This is a genomic window from Herbaspirillum sp. Sphag64, assembly GCF_014192645.1.
Lineage (GTDB): Bacteria > Pseudomonadota > Gammaproteobacteria > Burkholderiales > Burkholderiaceae_D > Herbaspirillum.
Genome location: NZ_JACHYE010000008.1, coordinates 46,045 through 62,425, shown reverse-complemented (window position 1 = coordinate 62,425; position 16,381 = coordinate 46,045). Strand labels below are relative to the sequence as shown.

Below are 16,381 nucleotides of genomic sequence, written 5' to 3'. Positions count from 1 at the left end.
CAAAACGCAGAGTAGAGCGATGTTTTTGCAAAAATCTTTACATGTGTAAATTCAAGGGCCCGATACCTTACTTTACGAGGGTTGCCGTAGATCTATCCGTGCCAACATCAGAGCCGCAACATGCACTAACGGATGCACCCGTAACTTCCGCCAATAGGGTGTTTGCCTAACGCAGCTCCTTTAAACAATACGCTGAGTTAAACAAAGTGGCGCAGTTTTTTTGCAATATTCTGCGCGCTGTTGCAGAGCTGCCCAGAGCGTTAATGATGATCAAGAAATTGTCACCAAATCGTAACAATTCTCATTCGTGATATAATGTTTGTGCTTTGTAACTAAGTATCTATCTGTTACGTACATTCATCGTTCTGCCAGCTTTATCCTCGTGTCCGCAAGTGTTGACATGAAACGCCAGCCTGAATCTTTACTCCATTTGAACAGGCTAGCTCATGTCTTCTATCCAAAGTCGCAAACACGTCCATCCTCGTGTGCATGCCACCGTGCACGCCACTGTCACTGTCGCCATGGCAGGCGCCATGTTGTTGCCCTCCATTACGCATGCACAGGAGACCGAGCAGGTCGCCCCCGCACCCTCCACGGCTAACCAATTGCCAGCGGTTCACGTTAGCGCGACCGAAGAAAGTTATAAAGTTGACCATGCATCATCACCCAAATACACGCAACCAATGGTGGATACACCGCAGACGATTACCATTATTGCGCGCCCATTGATGGATCAACAGGGAGCGACGACCCTGACCGAGGCATTGCGTAACACGCCGGGCGTTGGTACCTTTTTCCTCGGCGAAAACGGCTCAACCAGTACCGGTGATGCCATCTACATGCGTGGCTTTGACAGCTCCAGCGCGATCTTTGTCGATAATGTGCGCGATCTCGGCTCAGTGTCGCGTGACATGTTTAACATCTCGCAGGTGGAAGTACTCAAGGGGCCGGCGGGTACCGATAACGGACGCGGCTCGCCGACCGGCTCAATCAATTTGGTCACCAAGCAGCCGGAGATGACAGATTCCTTTGCCTCCTCCGCGACCTATGGCAGCTGGAATCAAAAGCGTGTGACCGCTGACTGGAACAAGGTCATCGATGAAGCCACCGGTACGGCCATGCGTCTGAATCTGATGAAACAGGAAAGCGGTGTGCCAGGTCGCCACATGGTAGAGAACAATCGTAGTGGGATTGCGCCATCGTTTGTCTTTGGTTTGAACGGACCAACGCGCGTATTTGTCGACCTCTTGCATGTGGATCAGAACAACGTACCTGACGGCGGCGCGCCGACTATTGGTTTGCCCGGATACAGTTCGCCGGACGCCTCCCGCAGCTACATCGGCAACGCACCACGCGTCAGCTCGTCCAACTTCTACGGCCTGGCATCGGACTTCGACAAGAGCGAAACCAACATGGTCACCGTACGGGTAGAGCATGACTTCTCACCTGATCTGAAATTCCAGAATACGACCCGCTACGAAAAGACCAGTCAGAACTATCAGTTGACCTCCTTCATTGGAAGCTCGGCCAATCTCTTGACCCCGGTCAGCAGCGATACCTCGACCTGGAGCATTGCCCGCAATCTGCCTACGCGCAAGAATCAGAGCAACCAGATCATGACCAACCAGAGCAATATCACGGCCGAACTGCAAACCGGTAGCATCAAGCACACTCTGGTCGCCGGTGTGGAACTGACCGAGGAAAGGCAGCAGGCATTGTCCTTCACCCGGAATGGATCGCTGCCGGCAGCCAATCTCTACAATCCGAATCCCTACGATGCCGTGGCAGCAAGCTTCAGCATGCCTGCCACCGGCTACAACAATGGCAAGACCGATACCATTTCTGCGTATCTGTTCGATACCCTCAAGTTCAACGACAAATGGTCGTTGACCGGTGGTGCACGGGTCGACAATTACCGCACCAGTTACTATGCCAATGCAGCAGGTGTGATCACTGATCTGTCGACTTCCGGCAATCTGGTCAACTGGAAGCTGGGCGCAAGCTACAAGCCAACTGAAGACAGCAGTGTGTATGCGCTTTATGCAACTTCACAGCAGCCACCGGGCGGTGCTAACTTCGCCCTGAGTGCTGCCGCCAATAGCGCCAGTAATAGCAATTACGCGCCACAAAAAACCACTACCACCGAGATTGGTACCAAGTGGGATGTGCTCAACAAGGCGCTGGCACTGACAGCGGCGCTGTATCGCACCGAGGTTCGCAATGACGTCGAACAGGATCCGACCACACTGCTCTACTACCAGACCGGCAAGAAGCAGGTCCAGGGTATCGAGTTGGGCGTCACCGGCAATATCACCGTTAACTGGGCGGTCACTGCCGGCTATACCATCATGGATACCCGTATCGTCAGCGGTGCGGCAGCCACGGCCAGCGGTGAAAAGCTGCTGGCCTATACCCCCAGACAAGCCTTCACATCCTGGACCACCTACAAGCTGCCACAAGGTTTCACCATCGGTGGTGGTGCGCGTTATGTGAGCTCGCTGCTACGTGGTACCGATGGTGCAATTGGCACGCCGCAGTATGCCAATGCTTACTGGGTCTTCGACAGCATGCTCAGTTACGTGGTCAACAAGAACGTCGATCTGCAACTCAATCTGACCAATATGTTCAACAAGGACTACGTAGCGGCGATCAACAAGAGTGGCTATCGTGACACGCCGGGCGCAGCCAGAGCGATCGCCTTGACTGCCAACTTCAAATACTAAGTACTCAGTTTGGTAACGCGCCTCGCTGGCCGGGCGAGGCGTAGCCGACAAAGTATTTACACGCATGGAGAAGACCTCATGATGTTGCATATCCCTCAGGTGCTCAGCGGCGAACAGGTCAGGGAACTGCGCAGCGAACTGGTTCGTGCCGACTGGATTGACGGCAAGGCAACCGTCGGCGAGCAAGGTGCCAAGGTTAAACGCAACCGCCAGTTGCCAATACACTCGCCGACATGTGTCGCGCTGGGTAACCGGATTCTGGCTGCACTGAAAGCCAATCCCTTGTTTTTTGCTGCGGCACTACCGCGCACAGTCATGCCGCCGCTGTTCAATGTTTACGCCGGCGGTGAGCACTATGGCTTGCACGTTGACGGAGCAGTCCGACAGTTGTCTGACAGTACGCTGGCAATGCGCACGGACCTGTCTTCCACCTTGTTTCTGTCCGCGCCGGAAGAATATGACGGCGGTGAATTGGTAGTCGTTGATACCTATGGCACGCATGAAGTCAAACTACCGGCCGGCGATTTGATTTTGTATCCCGCCACCAGTTTGCATCGGGTTGAACCGGTCACGCGTGGTGAGCGCGTCTGTTCTTTTTTCTGGACACAGAGCATGGTGCGTGACGACTGGCAGCGCAGCATGCTGTTTGCGCTGGACCAGAATATTTCCAGCCTGCGTGCCAGCCTGGGAGACACTGCCGAAGTGCTTGGTCTGACAGGCCATTATCATAATCTGCTGAGGCAATGGGCCGACCTGTAAAACAAGGGTCGCCTGCGAGCTGTGGCGAGCTTGTGTATAGTAGTTGCTCTCTTACTTTACCCAAAGGATTCGACGATGAGCAACCTCTATGACATCCCTCTGAACCGTATCGATGGCACCGCCATCAACCTCGCCGAATTCCGTGGCAAGGTACTGCTGGTGGTTAACGTCGCCTCCAAGTGCGGGCTCACCGTGCAATACGAAGCACTGGAAAAGCTGTACGAGGCAGAGCGTGCTAAGGGTCTCGAAATCCTGGGTTTCCCGGCCAACAATTTCAAGGGACAAGAGCCCGGCAGTGACGCTGAGATCAGCGAATTCTGCTCGCTGACCTATAACGTCCAGTTCCCGATGTTCTCCAAGATCTCGGTGGTTGGCGAGGACCAGCATCCGTTGTACGCGGCATTGACCGCCGCTCAACCGCAAGCCACAGGCGATGGTCCATTCCGTGAACGTCTCAAGGGTTATGGCATTGCCGGCAATCCGGCACCCGACGTGTTATGGAATTTCGAGAAATTCCTGGTCAACAAACAAGGTCAGGTTGTTGGCCGCTTTGCCCCAGATGTCACCGCTGATGATGCACGTCTGGTGCAGGCAATTCACGACGAACTGGCCAAGGCCTGATTCACGCAGAGTAGATCAGCGCATCGCCTGACGCCGGCAACATCAGAACCGTAGCCGCGTCAGGCTCACCACACAGGCCACACCAGCCAGACTGGCGGCACAGTAAAGCACTACGGGATAGGGAATCGCCGAGGTATTGAGAATAAGTGCCACCAGCGCCGCACCGAGTGTTTGTCCGGTCAGTCTGGCAGTACCGAGCATGCCGCTGGCCGCGCCGCTGCGAGTACGTGGTGAAGCGCTGATCATGGCGCGATTATTCGGTGACTGGAAGATGCCAAAGCCGATGCCACAAACACCCAGCAACAAGGCAATCACCGGTGTCGGTGTTGATTGCTGCACACAGAGCAAGCCGAGCAAGCCTGCCGTCAGAACTGCCAGACCCAATCCACCGAGCAGACCTGCTGCAATCCGGTCCGACAATCTGCCAGACAGCAGACCAGCCATCGCCAATGTGATCGGCCAGGTGGTCAGCAACAGACCCGCTTTCGCTGCCGGTAATCCTAGCTGATTTTGCAGCAGGAACGGCAGCATCACGAGGACCGTCGATTGTGCCGCGAACGCACAGATCGACGTGCTGATGGACAACCCGAATAGTGGAATACGCAGCAGATCCAGTGGCAGCATCGGCGCACTGGCCGATTGCAGCCGCAGTAACATCCACAGCACCGCAGCAGCCAGCACGCCACAAGGCAGTACCACCGACAGGCCCTGTAGATGCGCCAGTGCATCAAAGGTGTACAAGGTCAGCCCGACAAACAGCAGACACAGCAAGGCGCTGGTGACATCGTATTTACGAGCCGATAGTGGATTGAACGGCAGCGCGCGCAGACCAATGCTCAGTGCCAGCAAGCCCAGCGGAATATTGATCAGAAACAGCCAGTGCCATGACGCCACATGCAGGATCACACCCGCCACGCTAGGCCCCAATGCCGAAGCACTTCCTGCCACCAGTGCGTTATAGCCCACTGCGCGGCCCAACATCCGTACCGGATAGATGAAGCGGATCAATGCCGTATTCACACTGAGAATCCCGGCAGCACCAAGACCTTGCAGTACCCGCGCCAGACTGAGTTGGGTGATGTTTCCGCTCAGTGTGCAGGCGAGTGAGGCGAAAGTGAACAACACCAGACCCAGCAGATAGATGCGACGGTGGCCGATCACTTCGCCCAGTGAAGCCAGTGGTAGCAGACAAACCGCCATCGCAATCTGATAGCTGTTGACAATCCAGATTGCCTCGGCCGCAGAGGCATGCATTTCGTGCGCCATCGTCGGTAGTGCCAGATTGACAATGGAGCCGTCCATGACGGCCATGGTCAGTCCCAGCACCACCGTGATGATGGCCAGCAGGCGTTGTTCAGGAGGTAAACCGTCCGGATGTGCGGCGCTTGGGCCGATTGCTTGAGAAACGTGCACAGCGTGACTTTCGACTTGTGCAGGTATGCGCCTGCGACAAAGCCGCTATCGTATCACCGCCACGAAAAATTCGTGGCGGTGATACCGTGTTTATGCTGCAACCGGACGTTGCACGAGGCGCACAAACACGATAGTGATGGCGGCAATCGCTGCCGGAATTGCCAATACCGAAATCACTGCAGAGAATCCCCAGCCCAGCGATAACAGCACACCACCAGCAAAAGAACCAAGGATGCTGCCAAAGCGACCGACGCCCAGCATCCAGCTCACACCGGTAGCACGCACGACGGTGGGATAGCACGATGGTGCAAAGGCATTCATGCCAGTCTGCGCACCGTTCATGCAAAATCCGGCCAGCAACACATAGGCGGCGAACATGCCCGAATTCACGCTGCCGGAAGCCAACAGCAAGATGAAGAAAGCACCGGCAATATAGGCCGCTGCCAGCACCTTGGCCGGTGTCAGACGATCCATCAGGAAGCCCACCGTCAATGCTCCGGCAGTACCACCCAGCTGGAACATGGCGGTGATATTGGCGGCGCGCTCAATGGGCAGGCCGGCATCCTTGATCAGGGTTGGCAACCAGCCACCGAGCAGATAAATCACCAGCAGGCCCATGAAATAGGTTCCCCACAGCGACAAGGTGATGTGTCGATAGGACGACGACAGCAGTACCTTGCCCGGCTGGCTGCCATAAACGGTCGGTTCACTGATGGTGAATGTCTGGTCGGCAGCGAAGTCTCCGCCACAGACTTTTTTCAGCGTACGCGCAATGCGTTCTGCCGGGAACTTGCGTACGACCAAGAAGCGCACTGACTCTGGAATCAGCACCAGATAGAACGGCAGGCACAGCAACGGCAATGCGCCGCCGACTGCCAGCACCGTGCGCCAGCCATAATGTGGCAACAACGCGGCAGCACCGAAACCAACGACGGCAGAACCCAGATTGAAGCCAGTAAACATGATGGCCAGCAAAGTGCTGCGGGCGCGTTCAGGGACGTATTCCGAGAGCAGGGTGGTGGCGTTTGGCATCGCAGCTCCCAAGCCTAAACCGGTCAGAAAGCGTAATGTCGACAAGACGACTACATTGGGTGCGGTGGCGCTGAGCAGGCTGAATACACCGAACCAGGCGACGGTGGCCATCAACAGTTTTTTGCGACCAAAGCGGTCCGACAGTGGACCAACGACCAATGCACCAATGGCTAATCCAACTGGCGCCGCACTCATCACTACGCCGAACGCAGTGCGTGAGATTGACCATTCGCGAATGATGTCCGGCGCCAGAAAGCCCATGATCGCGACATCAATACCGTCGGTGGCCACGATCAAAAAGCAGAGAATCAGTAATAGCCACTGATAGCCCGACATCTTGCGACCGTTGATATGCGCGCGTACATCCAGCGTGGATGCTGTACTCATGGTGTCTCCTGGTGAGTCCGAAATTATCGTTGTTATCGAACAGTGGCCGCGCCATTGCTCCTCTGTCAGAAAGTGTACGACTGACGTCCTTCTATCGTATTGCGTTCAGTCACCAGACTGTTGCAATTTACTTATCTGCTTCTGCTACGGCATCAGGCAGCTTGCTGTAGTGTCGTTGTAATGTTTTCAATTTCACCAAGCAAGGCGGTTGCACCGGGCGAAAGATGCGCACCCTTCCTGAGCGTGACGCCAATGATGCGTTCCATACCTGGCAAGTCAAACGGGAGCGCGGTCAATGCGCCGGAGTGCACTTCATGCTGCAGTCGATGTGCTGAGAGTACCGTGAGCATATCGCTGGCGCACAGTAATCCACGCACTAGCGCCTGATCACCTGTTTCTACGGCAGTTGATGGCCAGCTCACGCCTTGTGTTGCGAAAAATTCCTCCAGCAATGTACGTAAAGGCGTACCGGCATGGGCCATGACCCAAGGATAATCGGCCAGATCAGTGAGCTTGATTTTTTTCTTTCGCGTCAGCGGATGGTCCACACGTGCGGTCAGCACCGCCTTGTCCGTGAACAGTGGCATCGATACAAATGTATCGCTATCGAACGGACGCAGCGAGCCGATGATGAAGTCAATACGGCCACTCATCAGGCCGGCCGATAGTTCTTCATAGGGACTTTCCAGCGAACGGATATGCAGGCCGGGATGGTGGTGCAGCAATGTCGCAATGGCGCGCGGCAGGATTTCATAGCGTACCAGTGGCAAGGTGCCGATGGTCACGCTGCCCTGAACCGACCCGGCTAGTGCGGCAATATCGGCAGGAATGTGTCGCAGCTCTGCCAGCGCACGTTCGAAGTGCTCAGTCCAGCGCCGTCCGGCATCGGTCGGCAACATACCCTGTGCGGTACGAAAGAAAAGTGACTGGCCTAGCAGACCTTCCAGCAGCGAAATGGCCTGACTCACCGCCGGTGGCGATACCTCCATGCGCCTTGCCACACTGGGCATGTGATGGGCTTCTGCCAGCAGTACTGCGGCCAGCAGACGGCGTTCGTTGAACAAGGCATCGAGCGCGGCAACCTGTCCGCCGGAACGATCGGACAGGCGTAATGCATCGTCGCGGACCTCCCGCAGTTCGTTTTCAATACGCCGCACCCGCAGTTGCACCGCTTCACCAGCTGCGGTAAGCAACATGCCACGGCCTTTGCGTTCAAACAGCGGTACCGCGAGACTACTCTCCAGTGCCGCTACAGAGCGTGCAACGGCCGATGAATCGCGCAGCAGGGTATCCGACGAGCGACGTACGCCACCAGTGGTAGCGACGATATTGAAGACGTAAAGGTGACGCAGGTTCAGCAATGCCATGGACCCGAATCAGTTGTCCTTGTGCCAGCGCATGCGTTGCAAAATACGATCCTTCAGCACGAATTGATGCCACAGCGCTGCTGCGACATGGATACCCACGAGGTAGTAGACGGCATTGCCGAGAAACTCATGGAATTCCTTGATCGGACCACGGATGTCCTGATTCTCGGCAATGAATTGCGGCAGCGTCATGCTAAAAAATACAATGTCTCTACCCCCGGCCTGGGTGAAAAGAATGCCACTGATGGGCAAGGCAAACATGACAAAATACAGCGCCAGATGAACACCGGTTGCTCCCAGTCGTTGCCATTGCGATGCTTGCAATTCCTCTGGCGCACCGAAGCGCCAGCGTGCCAGGACGCGGATAACCACAAATACAAACACCAGCTGACCGGCATGCATATGAACTGTCCTGAGAATATCGCGCAATGGCTCACCCTTGGGAATATCATCCCGATATTCAATCGCGGCCAGCGCGACAACGAAAAGTATAAAAATCAGCCAGTGTAGAGACACTGACAGCGGATGGTAGGCTTTACGCGTTGTCATGGATTGAAAATGAAAAGTCAGCAATACGGTGGAACATGACTGGACGGCAGCTAACAATCAAATGCTTGCCAGAATGCGCACAATTGTAATGAGGAGTCTTGATAAAGGCCACCACGGCGTCATGACACCGTGGCGGAATGGCACTTCATTCGTCTGGTGCCTCAGGGCATCATTGCAATGCCGCCAATAGCAGTGCTGCCTGCTCAGCCTTGTGTTGCGTCGAAGAAGCGTGCGCTCCGGCTGCTCTGGCTGGCCGGCAGACCAGTCGCAGTGCAGCCTGATCTGGCAGGATTGCCTCCAAGTGCTCACGCAGGAAGTACCATGCACCCTGATTCTTGTCTTCTTCCTGCACCCAGACTACCTCGGTGAGTGAAGGGAAGCGGGTAAGTTCGTCCTGCAACTGCGTCGCCGGGAACGGATACAGTTGTTCCACCCGCAGCAATGCCACGGATGACTGCGCTGCCAGACGGCGGTGTGCGTCCAGATCATGAAAGACTTTGCCGCTGCACAGCACAACCCGTTTGACCTGCTCCGCCACTGGTTGTTGCGGATCAGCTAATACTGGCGCAAAGGCACCACCAGTGATTGCCGACACCTCCGAGAACGATGCCTGATTTTGGTATAACTGCGCTTTTGGTGCCATCACGATCAACGGCGTTGGTTGCGTTGAGCGTGCCTGCTCACGTAACAGATGGAACCATTGGGCCGATTCGGAAAGATACACGACGCGCATGTTTTCTTCCGCGCACAGCAACAGGAATCGGCTCAGATAAGCGCTGGAATGCTCTGGCCCGACACCTTCATAACCATGCGGCAGCGACATTACCAGACCTGACGTGTAGCCCCACTTTGCTGCCCCTGAACTGACATATTGGTCCACCATGATCTGTGCGCCATTCACAAAATCACCAAACTGCGCTTCCCACATTACCAGACCGGGTTTGCTGGTCTGGACGCTATAGCCATACTCAAAACCCAGCACGGCTTCTTCACTCAGTGGTGAATTGACGATAGCGCAACGTGCCTGTCCTGCGGCAACGCTTAACAACGGCATATGTCTGGCCATCGCTACGCTCTCCTTGATGCGTATTTCGGCCTGCTGGTTGTGCCATATAGCATGTCGGTGCATGAAGGTGCCACGCTCCACGTCCATACCGGACAGACGAATACTGTAGCCCTCACTCAACAGGCTGGCATAGGCCAGGTTTTCTGCCAGACACCAGTCGGCAACGCCATCGGTCTGGGTAACTGCGGCTTGCCATTTGTCGATTAGTGTTGCGACAACCGGATGCGGATCGAAGTGAGGTGGCAGCGTGGTCATTGTGTCGACAAACTGACGCAGTCGGGATAAAGGAACAGCCGTCTCAGTTGCCGCCCCGGTGGCAGGATACAGTGATGTCTGCGGTGATTGTCTGGCTGGGTGCGTTACTCCATGGAAGCTCTTCCGTGCCTGTTCGCGCCATTGTGCACCGTGGTCAATAAAGTCGCTAAAGTTGCGCTGCAACTGTTCCTGAAACAGTGTCGTAATAGTTGGCTGACGATCAATCAGCGCATGCAGTGGCGCTTGGGTAACGCTGGCCGTATCCTGTTCCGCATGTCCCCAGCGACGATAGCCGACCAGATCAATCACGACATCGACACCAAACTGCTGGCGATAGGCAAACGCCAGTTGCGCCACCTGTACGACTGCCACAGGATCATCTGCATTCACATGCAAGACCGGCGCATCGACGATCCTGGCAATATCGGTGCACAGGACATGCGTTGCCGGGTTCAGTGGATTTGGCGTGGTAAAGCCAATCTGGTTATTGATGATCACATGGATCGTGCCATTGACCGCATAGCCCTGGTGCTGGCTTAACTTCAGTGACTCCATGACCACGCCCTGACCGCTGAATGCGGCATCACCATGCAACACGACCGAGGTAGGGGCAGCGGTCGTGGCGCTCTGTGCGTCCTGTGCCGCCCGCGTCATGCCCAGCAAGATCGGGTAGACACTTTCCAGATGCGAAGGGTTGTGTGCTAGCTTGAGCTCAACCACACCGTGTACCGTCTCTCTGGTGCTCGTCACACCAAGATGGAAAGGCAGATCGTGATGGCGCTGTGCAGTGGTAGTCGTCGTGTCAAAGTGGGACAAAATACGTTCCGGCGCAATTTGCATGAAATTGACCAGAAGATTCAAGCGGCCCCGATGCGGCATGGCAAAGAAGAATTTGCGGATGCCCTGCGCATTGCTGGCATCAAGCAAGGCGTCCATGAGCAGCAGCAGACTCTCGCATCCTTCCAGCGAAAACCGCTTGGCCTTGGGATAGTGCTCCTGGACGAAGTGCTCCCATTGTTCGGCTTGTATCAGACGCTGCAATAGAGCAGTCTGTTGCTGCAGTGGCAGGGAGGTTTGCTGATGTCCTTGCTGTTGCTGTTCGAAGGCGTCAAACAGCCATTGTTGTCGTGTCGTGTTACGCACGCCGCTGCCATCGACACCAATACTGCCTGCGTAAAGTGCCTGTAAATGGTCGTTCAGCTGTTTCGTCGTGGTCCCGGCAAAGCCGCTGCCGGTGCGCCAACGACGGACGTCCTCGTCGGTGATGCCCCAAAATGACGGCGACAATTCTGCCAGCGCAGGCACCTTGATCGTATCCAGGGGATCCAGCCGGGCAACACGGTAACCGTGCTGGCGGTAAGCCTCGATATAGCGATTAATTTTTTGCTGAGAATGATTCAGCGACAGTACGTCGTCGGATGCAGAGGTCGAATATGTAGCAGTTGCGAATGTGATATCAGCATTGTTTGTCATGATGAATACGAGATAAGAACAGCAGGGTTGATTTTCATCTCACGACCGACGCATCACTAACGTACAAACAACGCCGCACAGTGTCATCACCCGGATGACACGACGCAGCAGTGCCCGTCAGTTGCAAGATCACTGTGAATTTTCTTATCGAACCAGACAGTCAATCAGCCTGGTTCGTATCCCCTCTCTGGGTACATCGCATATCAGAATCACACTTACCTACCAATTTACCCGTCAGGACAACTGCGGCACTCGGGTTTCCGCTGGTAGTGACAGATCTGGATTGACATCACGCAACAGCTGATGACCAACATAACTACCAGGACCATCATCATTGAGCGCTACCGGCACATGCCCGCTATTGAGCTTGAAGGCAGCCATCACATCCGTGAGGCGGCTCGCCTGACTTTGCATGGCCTGTGCCGCTGCGGCACTTTGCTCGACCAGCGCGGCATTTTGCTGCGTCACCTGATCCATCTCGGTGATGGCCAGATTGATCTGTTCGATACCACGGCTCTGTTCATGACTGGAGGCGCTGATATCGCCCACAATATCAGTCACATGTTTAATGCTCGTGACAACTTCGTTGATGGTCTGTCCTGCCTGCACCACGATCTGGCTACCGGAGCCAACCTGCGTGACCGAATCATCGATCAACGACTTGATCTCCTTGGCCGCCACCGCACTACGCTGTGCCAGACTGCGTACTTCACTTGCCACCACCGCGAAGCCACGTCCATGTTCGCCAGCGCGCGCTGCTTCGACTGCCGCGTTGAGTGCCAGAATATTGGTCTGGAAGGCAATGCCATCAATCACGCTGATGATTTCAACAATTTTTTGCGATGAGCTGTTGATCGAATTCATCGTCGACACCACCTGTTCCACCGCAACGCCACCCTGCGTTGCAATGGCAGAAGCAGAACGCGCCAGCGTATTGGCCTGCTGCGCATTCTCGGCATTCTGCTTCACCGCAGCGGTGAGCTGCTCCATCGCTGAGGCAGTTTCTTCCAGTGAGCTGGCCTGCTGTTCGGTGCGACTCGACAGATCCATATTGCCCCGTGCAACTTCCTTGGAAGCAGTATCAATCGTGTCGGTACCAACCCGGACCCGGGCCACGATGCGGTGCAGATTTTCGATCATGATTTGCAACGCACGCAGCAGGCGACCAATTTCATCCTTGCTGTCGGAGGCAAGCTCATGGGTCAGGTCACCCTGCGCCACCGCTTCTGCCAGTGTGACCGCCCGCTGGATCGGATAGGTGATGGTGCGGGTGATGAGGATGCCCGTCACAATTGCAATCGCTGCCGCAGCGATCGACAGCACAATCATTTCCAGCTTGGCATTGGCTGCATCGCTGGCCGCCTGCGCGGTGTCCTTGTTCATTTGATCGGCCATGTGATCGACCATCTTGTCGACCCAGACGTTGTACTCTACCTGCAGCTTGGCGACGTCACCCTGATACAGTTCGCGTGCCTGTTGCAGATTGCCGGCGTTCATCACCTCAAAGAACTTGCGCACAGCCACTCCATAGGCGCTGCGTGCGGTGATTTGCTGTTGGTAGATATCTTTCGCTTCGGGTGTCTGGATCAACTTTTCCAGCTGGGCATAGGCGGTTGCGTTAGCATTGCGAACGGCAACGTATTCATCCATATACTTCTTTGAACTCTCCGGAGTGGACGCCAACAGAATATTGCTTAGCAGGGCGTTGCCCTTGTAACCGTTGTTCTTGATCTGGTTGCTCAGCGCAATCAGTGAGTAACGGTCATTGACGATGTGACTCATCTTGTCGTTGCTGGCAGCCAGGTTGGCGATGCCGACACCGGCAGTACCAATCAGTAAGGCCACCACCACGGCAAACGCCAGACCAAGGCGCAGACCAATATTCAAGTTCGAAATTTTCATATCATCATCCCTTCCTTTTTATGAACACACAATGTTCTTACCAAAAGGTCTCCGGTTATTTTTATGGCCAATCTTGATGTTGACCTTTTGTGTAGTCGTGAATATCGAGTCCGGGAATCATGACACAGAATGCGTTTTTTATTTTTATCACAGGCAACAATGAAAGATAAGTTAGATCAAACATTATTATGGGTATCTTTGTTGTGCATTCGATCTCTGCCTCGCTGTAACCCTTGTTATCAGGCGCTACGCTTGACGACGCCGGTCGAGGCGCGGATCACTAGTTGTGGTGTTTCTGTGACGCGCATGGTGGCGCCATCGATTGATTTGCTGATCAACTCGAGCAATAGCTTGATCGCCGACTCTGCTGCACTGACGGTCGGTACGGCGACGGTTGTCAGCGCTGGACGCGCCAGTCTGGCCCACTGGATATCCGTGATGCCGATGATTGAGATATCTTCAGGGACTTTGAGGCCAAGATCAGCCGCTGCATTGAGCGCGCCCAATGCAGGCAAATCATTGGTGGCGAAGATCGCTGTCAATTCTGGCTGCGTTTTAAGCAGGACGAGCGCGCTTTCGTAGCCGGCTTCTACCGAGTCCTGAATGTAGCGGGTGTGACACTCGAGGTGCTTCAGTCCCGATGTTGTGCACGCCGACAAATATCCCTTGTAGCGCTCGCTATGAATGCCGTTTTTCTTGCTGCCGACAAGCGCTGCAATATGGCGATGGCCCAAATCGATCAGGTGCTGTCCAGCAATCGCGCCGGCCGCGAAAAAATCAACGGCGATACAAGGTAGCTCTGGCGGCGCATCCGGCTTTTCCCACATGCACAGCACCACTGGTGCACCACGCTGTTGGGCTTTTTTCAATTCTTCCATCGGCAGCTTGGCGTTCATCACCAGCAAGCCTTCGGACAGACTGCCCGCAATCTGGTCCAGATAGGCGCGACCGGTTTCAACATCTTCATTCGTATTGCAGACGATTAAAAAACGTCCGCTTGCTCGGGCTGCGCGCTCTGCCGCGAGTGCAAATTCGGGATAAAACGGATTGGCAATACTGGACACCATCAATGCCAATGTAGGCGCACAACCTTCTGCCAATGCACGCGCTGTGAGGTGCGGACGATAGCCGAGTGTATCCACGGCAGCCAAGACGCGTAGCCGTGTCTGTTCTCCCACTTTGCCGCGATTACGCAAAACATTGGAAACGGTAGCCGCGGTGACGCCAGCCAGTTCGGCAACTTCGTTGAGGGTTGTCATCAGTATTCAGAAATTTTTAGCTTCGGTATTCAATCGCCTATCGCGGGCCTTGTCAACGCCGTGGCTGAGAGAATAGAAGGGCGCTGAAGGAGACGAAATTTCGATTGCGTCTCAAAAATAAGGTTGCTATGATTGGTCGCACTCACGCGATGCAAGCGGTAAAAACTGATGCATCGGCAGTAAACAGTGACAAAATAAAATGACAAAACGGAGACTAATCATGTATTCGAGACGCAAGCGTGCTCTTTTTTTTGGCTAATTAGGTTAAGCGCTTAACCAAATTTTATTCATCCGATTTTCGGGCTTGTGCCTGCGGCTTCTCATGGCAGCGCGAGTCGTTGCTGTCCGGTCATCCGGAGCGATTCCGAAACGCTTGAATAGTTTGATTTATCTGGTTTGAAAAACTTCGCAAGGAGCAGGCATGGCCAGTATTTCCTTACGTGCGGTACAAAAATCCTATGGCGTCGCTGCGCCAACGTTACGTAACGTTGATCTCGACATCGGCGCGCATGAATTCTGTGTCTTCCTTGGGCCATCAGGTTGTGGGAAATCGACGCTGCTGCGCATGATTGCCGGTCTGGAGGATATCTCTTCTGGTGAGCTCCTCATCGATGATCAGCGCATGAACGAGGTCCCCTCTGCGCAGCGATCTGTAGCAATGGTGTTCCAGAGCTACGCCTTGTTTCCGCACATGACAGTCTTCGAGAATATGAGCTTTGGCCTACGTCTTGCCAAGACGCCCAAGGTCGAGATTGAGCACAAGGTAAGAGAAGCTGCCCGTATTCTGCAACTCGAAGAACTCTTGCAGCGCAAGCCGCGCGAGCTCTCTGGTGGTCAGCGCCAGCGTGTGGCCATCGGTCGCGCCATTGTCCGTCGTCCAGGCGTATTCCTGTTCGATGAACCCTTATCCAACCTGGACGCCACCTTGAGAAGCCAGACGCGTATCGAGATCGCACGTCTGCACCGCCAATTCGAACACGCCAGCGTGGTGTATGTCACCCACGATCAGATTGAAGCGATGACTCTGGCCGATCGTATCGTCCTCTTACATGCCGGTGCCGACGCCAGAGAGCATGGCAGCATTGCCCAGGTTGGCACACCGATGGAGCTGTATCACCACCCGCGCAATCGCTTTGTTGCCGGATTCATTGGCTCACCGCGGATGAATTTTTTGCCAGCAACAGTGGTACAAGCTCATCCAGACAGTGTGACAGTACGCTTGACCGGAACCGACGAGATACTTGTTGTACAGGCTGTGGCACCTGTCCTTCAGCCCGGTCAATCGGTGGTAGTGGGAGTCCGCCCGGAACACTTCACATTGACCACAACGTCGACAGCGGGAGTCACACGAGAAGTGATTCTGGTAGAGCGACTTGGCGAACATACCTATGTTCACCTTGAGCAGCCAGAAGGCCAGCCATTGATATCCAAACTATCTGGTGATAGCCAGGCCCGGCGTGGAGATCGTCTGCATTTTGGTATTCCGGCCACCTGCGCACATCTATTTGACGAAAACGGCTTTGCCTTTGCCAGATCTGGCGCAGTAGCACTGGCTGCCTGAACCTATTTCAAGAA

General features: G+C 54.9%; 11 protein-coding genes. 4 read left to right on the top strand and 7 right to left on the bottom strand.

Annotated features, from left to right (window positions below; genetic code table 11):
- Positions 1 to 446: 446 nt before the first annotated feature.
- The 3 genes from FHW66_RS13750 to FHW66_RS13740 all read left to right on the top strand — a co-directional run bounded on the left by FHW66_RS13750 (position 447) and on the right by FHW66_RS13740 (position 4,103).
- Entirely contained in the window at positions 447 to 2,723 is a 2,277-nt protein-coding gene (locus FHW66_RS13750; RefSeq protein WP_183380387.1) for a catecholate siderophore receptor Fiu, read from the top strand.
- 78 nt (positions 2,724 to 2,801) lie between these two features.
- A complete protein-coding gene (locus FHW66_RS13745; RefSeq protein WP_183380386.1) occupies positions 2,802 to 3,482 on the top strand; it encodes a Fe2+-dependent dioxygenase in 681 nt (226 codons plus the stop codon).
- 75 nt (positions 3,483 to 3,557) lie between these two features.
- On the top strand, positions 3,558 to 4,103 hold the full coding sequence (locus FHW66_RS13740) for a glutathione peroxidase (RefSeq protein ID WP_183380385.1): 546 nt from the start codon (positions 3,558 to 3,560) through the stop codon (positions 4,101 to 4,103).
- A 42-nt stretch (positions 4,104 to 4,145) separates the two neighbouring features.
- Here the strand turns inward: FHW66_RS13740 and FHW66_RS13735 are convergent, their stop codons facing one another.
- The 7 genes from FHW66_RS13735 to FHW66_RS13705 all read right to left on the bottom strand — a co-directional run bounded on the left by FHW66_RS13735 (position 4,146) and on the right by FHW66_RS13705 (position 14,806).
- A complete protein-coding gene (locus tag FHW66_RS13735; protein WP_370543466.1) occupies positions 4,146 to 5,516 on the bottom strand; it encodes an MFS transporter in 1,371 nt (456 codons plus the stop codon).
- 90 nt (positions 5,517 to 5,606) lie between these two features.
- On the bottom strand, positions 5,607 to 6,935 hold the full coding sequence (locus tag FHW66_RS13730; protein ID WP_183380384.1) for an MFS transporter: 1,329 nt from the start codon (positions 6,933 to 6,935) through the stop codon (positions 5,607 to 5,609).
- A 152-nt stretch (positions 6,936 to 7,087) separates the two neighbouring features.
- Entirely contained in the window at positions 7,088 to 8,302 is a 1,215-nt protein-coding gene (locus FHW66_RS13725) for a LysR family transcriptional regulator (protein ID WP_183380383.1), read from the bottom strand.
- Positions 8,303 to 8,311: 9 nt separating this feature from the next.
- Positions 8,312 to 8,851 (bottom strand): cytochrome b, encoded by a 540-nt coding sequence (locus tag FHW66_RS13720; protein ID WP_183380382.1) that lies wholly within the window; start codon positions 8,849 to 8,851, stop codon positions 8,312 to 8,314.
- 169 nt (positions 8,852 to 9,020) lie between these two features.
- Complete coding sequence (locus tag FHW66_RS13715; RefSeq protein WP_183380381.1) at positions 9,021 to 11,645, bottom strand: 2-oxoglutarate dehydrogenase E1 component; 2,625 nt, start codon at positions 11,643 to 11,645, stop codon at positions 9,021 to 9,023.
- 234 nt (positions 11,646 to 11,879) lie between these two features.
- Positions 11,880 to 13,547: a methyl-accepting chemotaxis protein gene (locus tag FHW66_RS13710; RefSeq protein ID WP_183380380.1), complete on the bottom strand. Its 1,668-nt coding sequence runs from the start codon at positions 13,545 to 13,547 to the stop codon at positions 11,880 to 11,882.
- Between the two features lie 239 nt (positions 13,548 to 13,786).
- Entirely contained in the window at positions 13,787 to 14,806 is a 1,020-nt protein-coding gene (locus FHW66_RS13705) for a LacI family DNA-binding transcriptional regulator (RefSeq protein WP_183380379.1), read from the bottom strand.
- A 421-nt stretch (positions 14,807 to 15,227) separates the two neighbouring features.
- Here FHW66_RS13705 and FHW66_RS13700 point away from each other — a divergent pair, with 421 nt between their 5' ends.
- Positions 15,228 to 16,367: an ABC transporter ATP-binding protein gene (locus FHW66_RS13700; RefSeq protein ID WP_183380378.1), complete on the top strand. Its 1,140-nt coding sequence runs from the start codon at positions 15,228 to 15,230 to the stop codon at positions 16,365 to 16,367.
- Positions 16,368 to 16,381 lie beyond the last annotated feature (14 nt).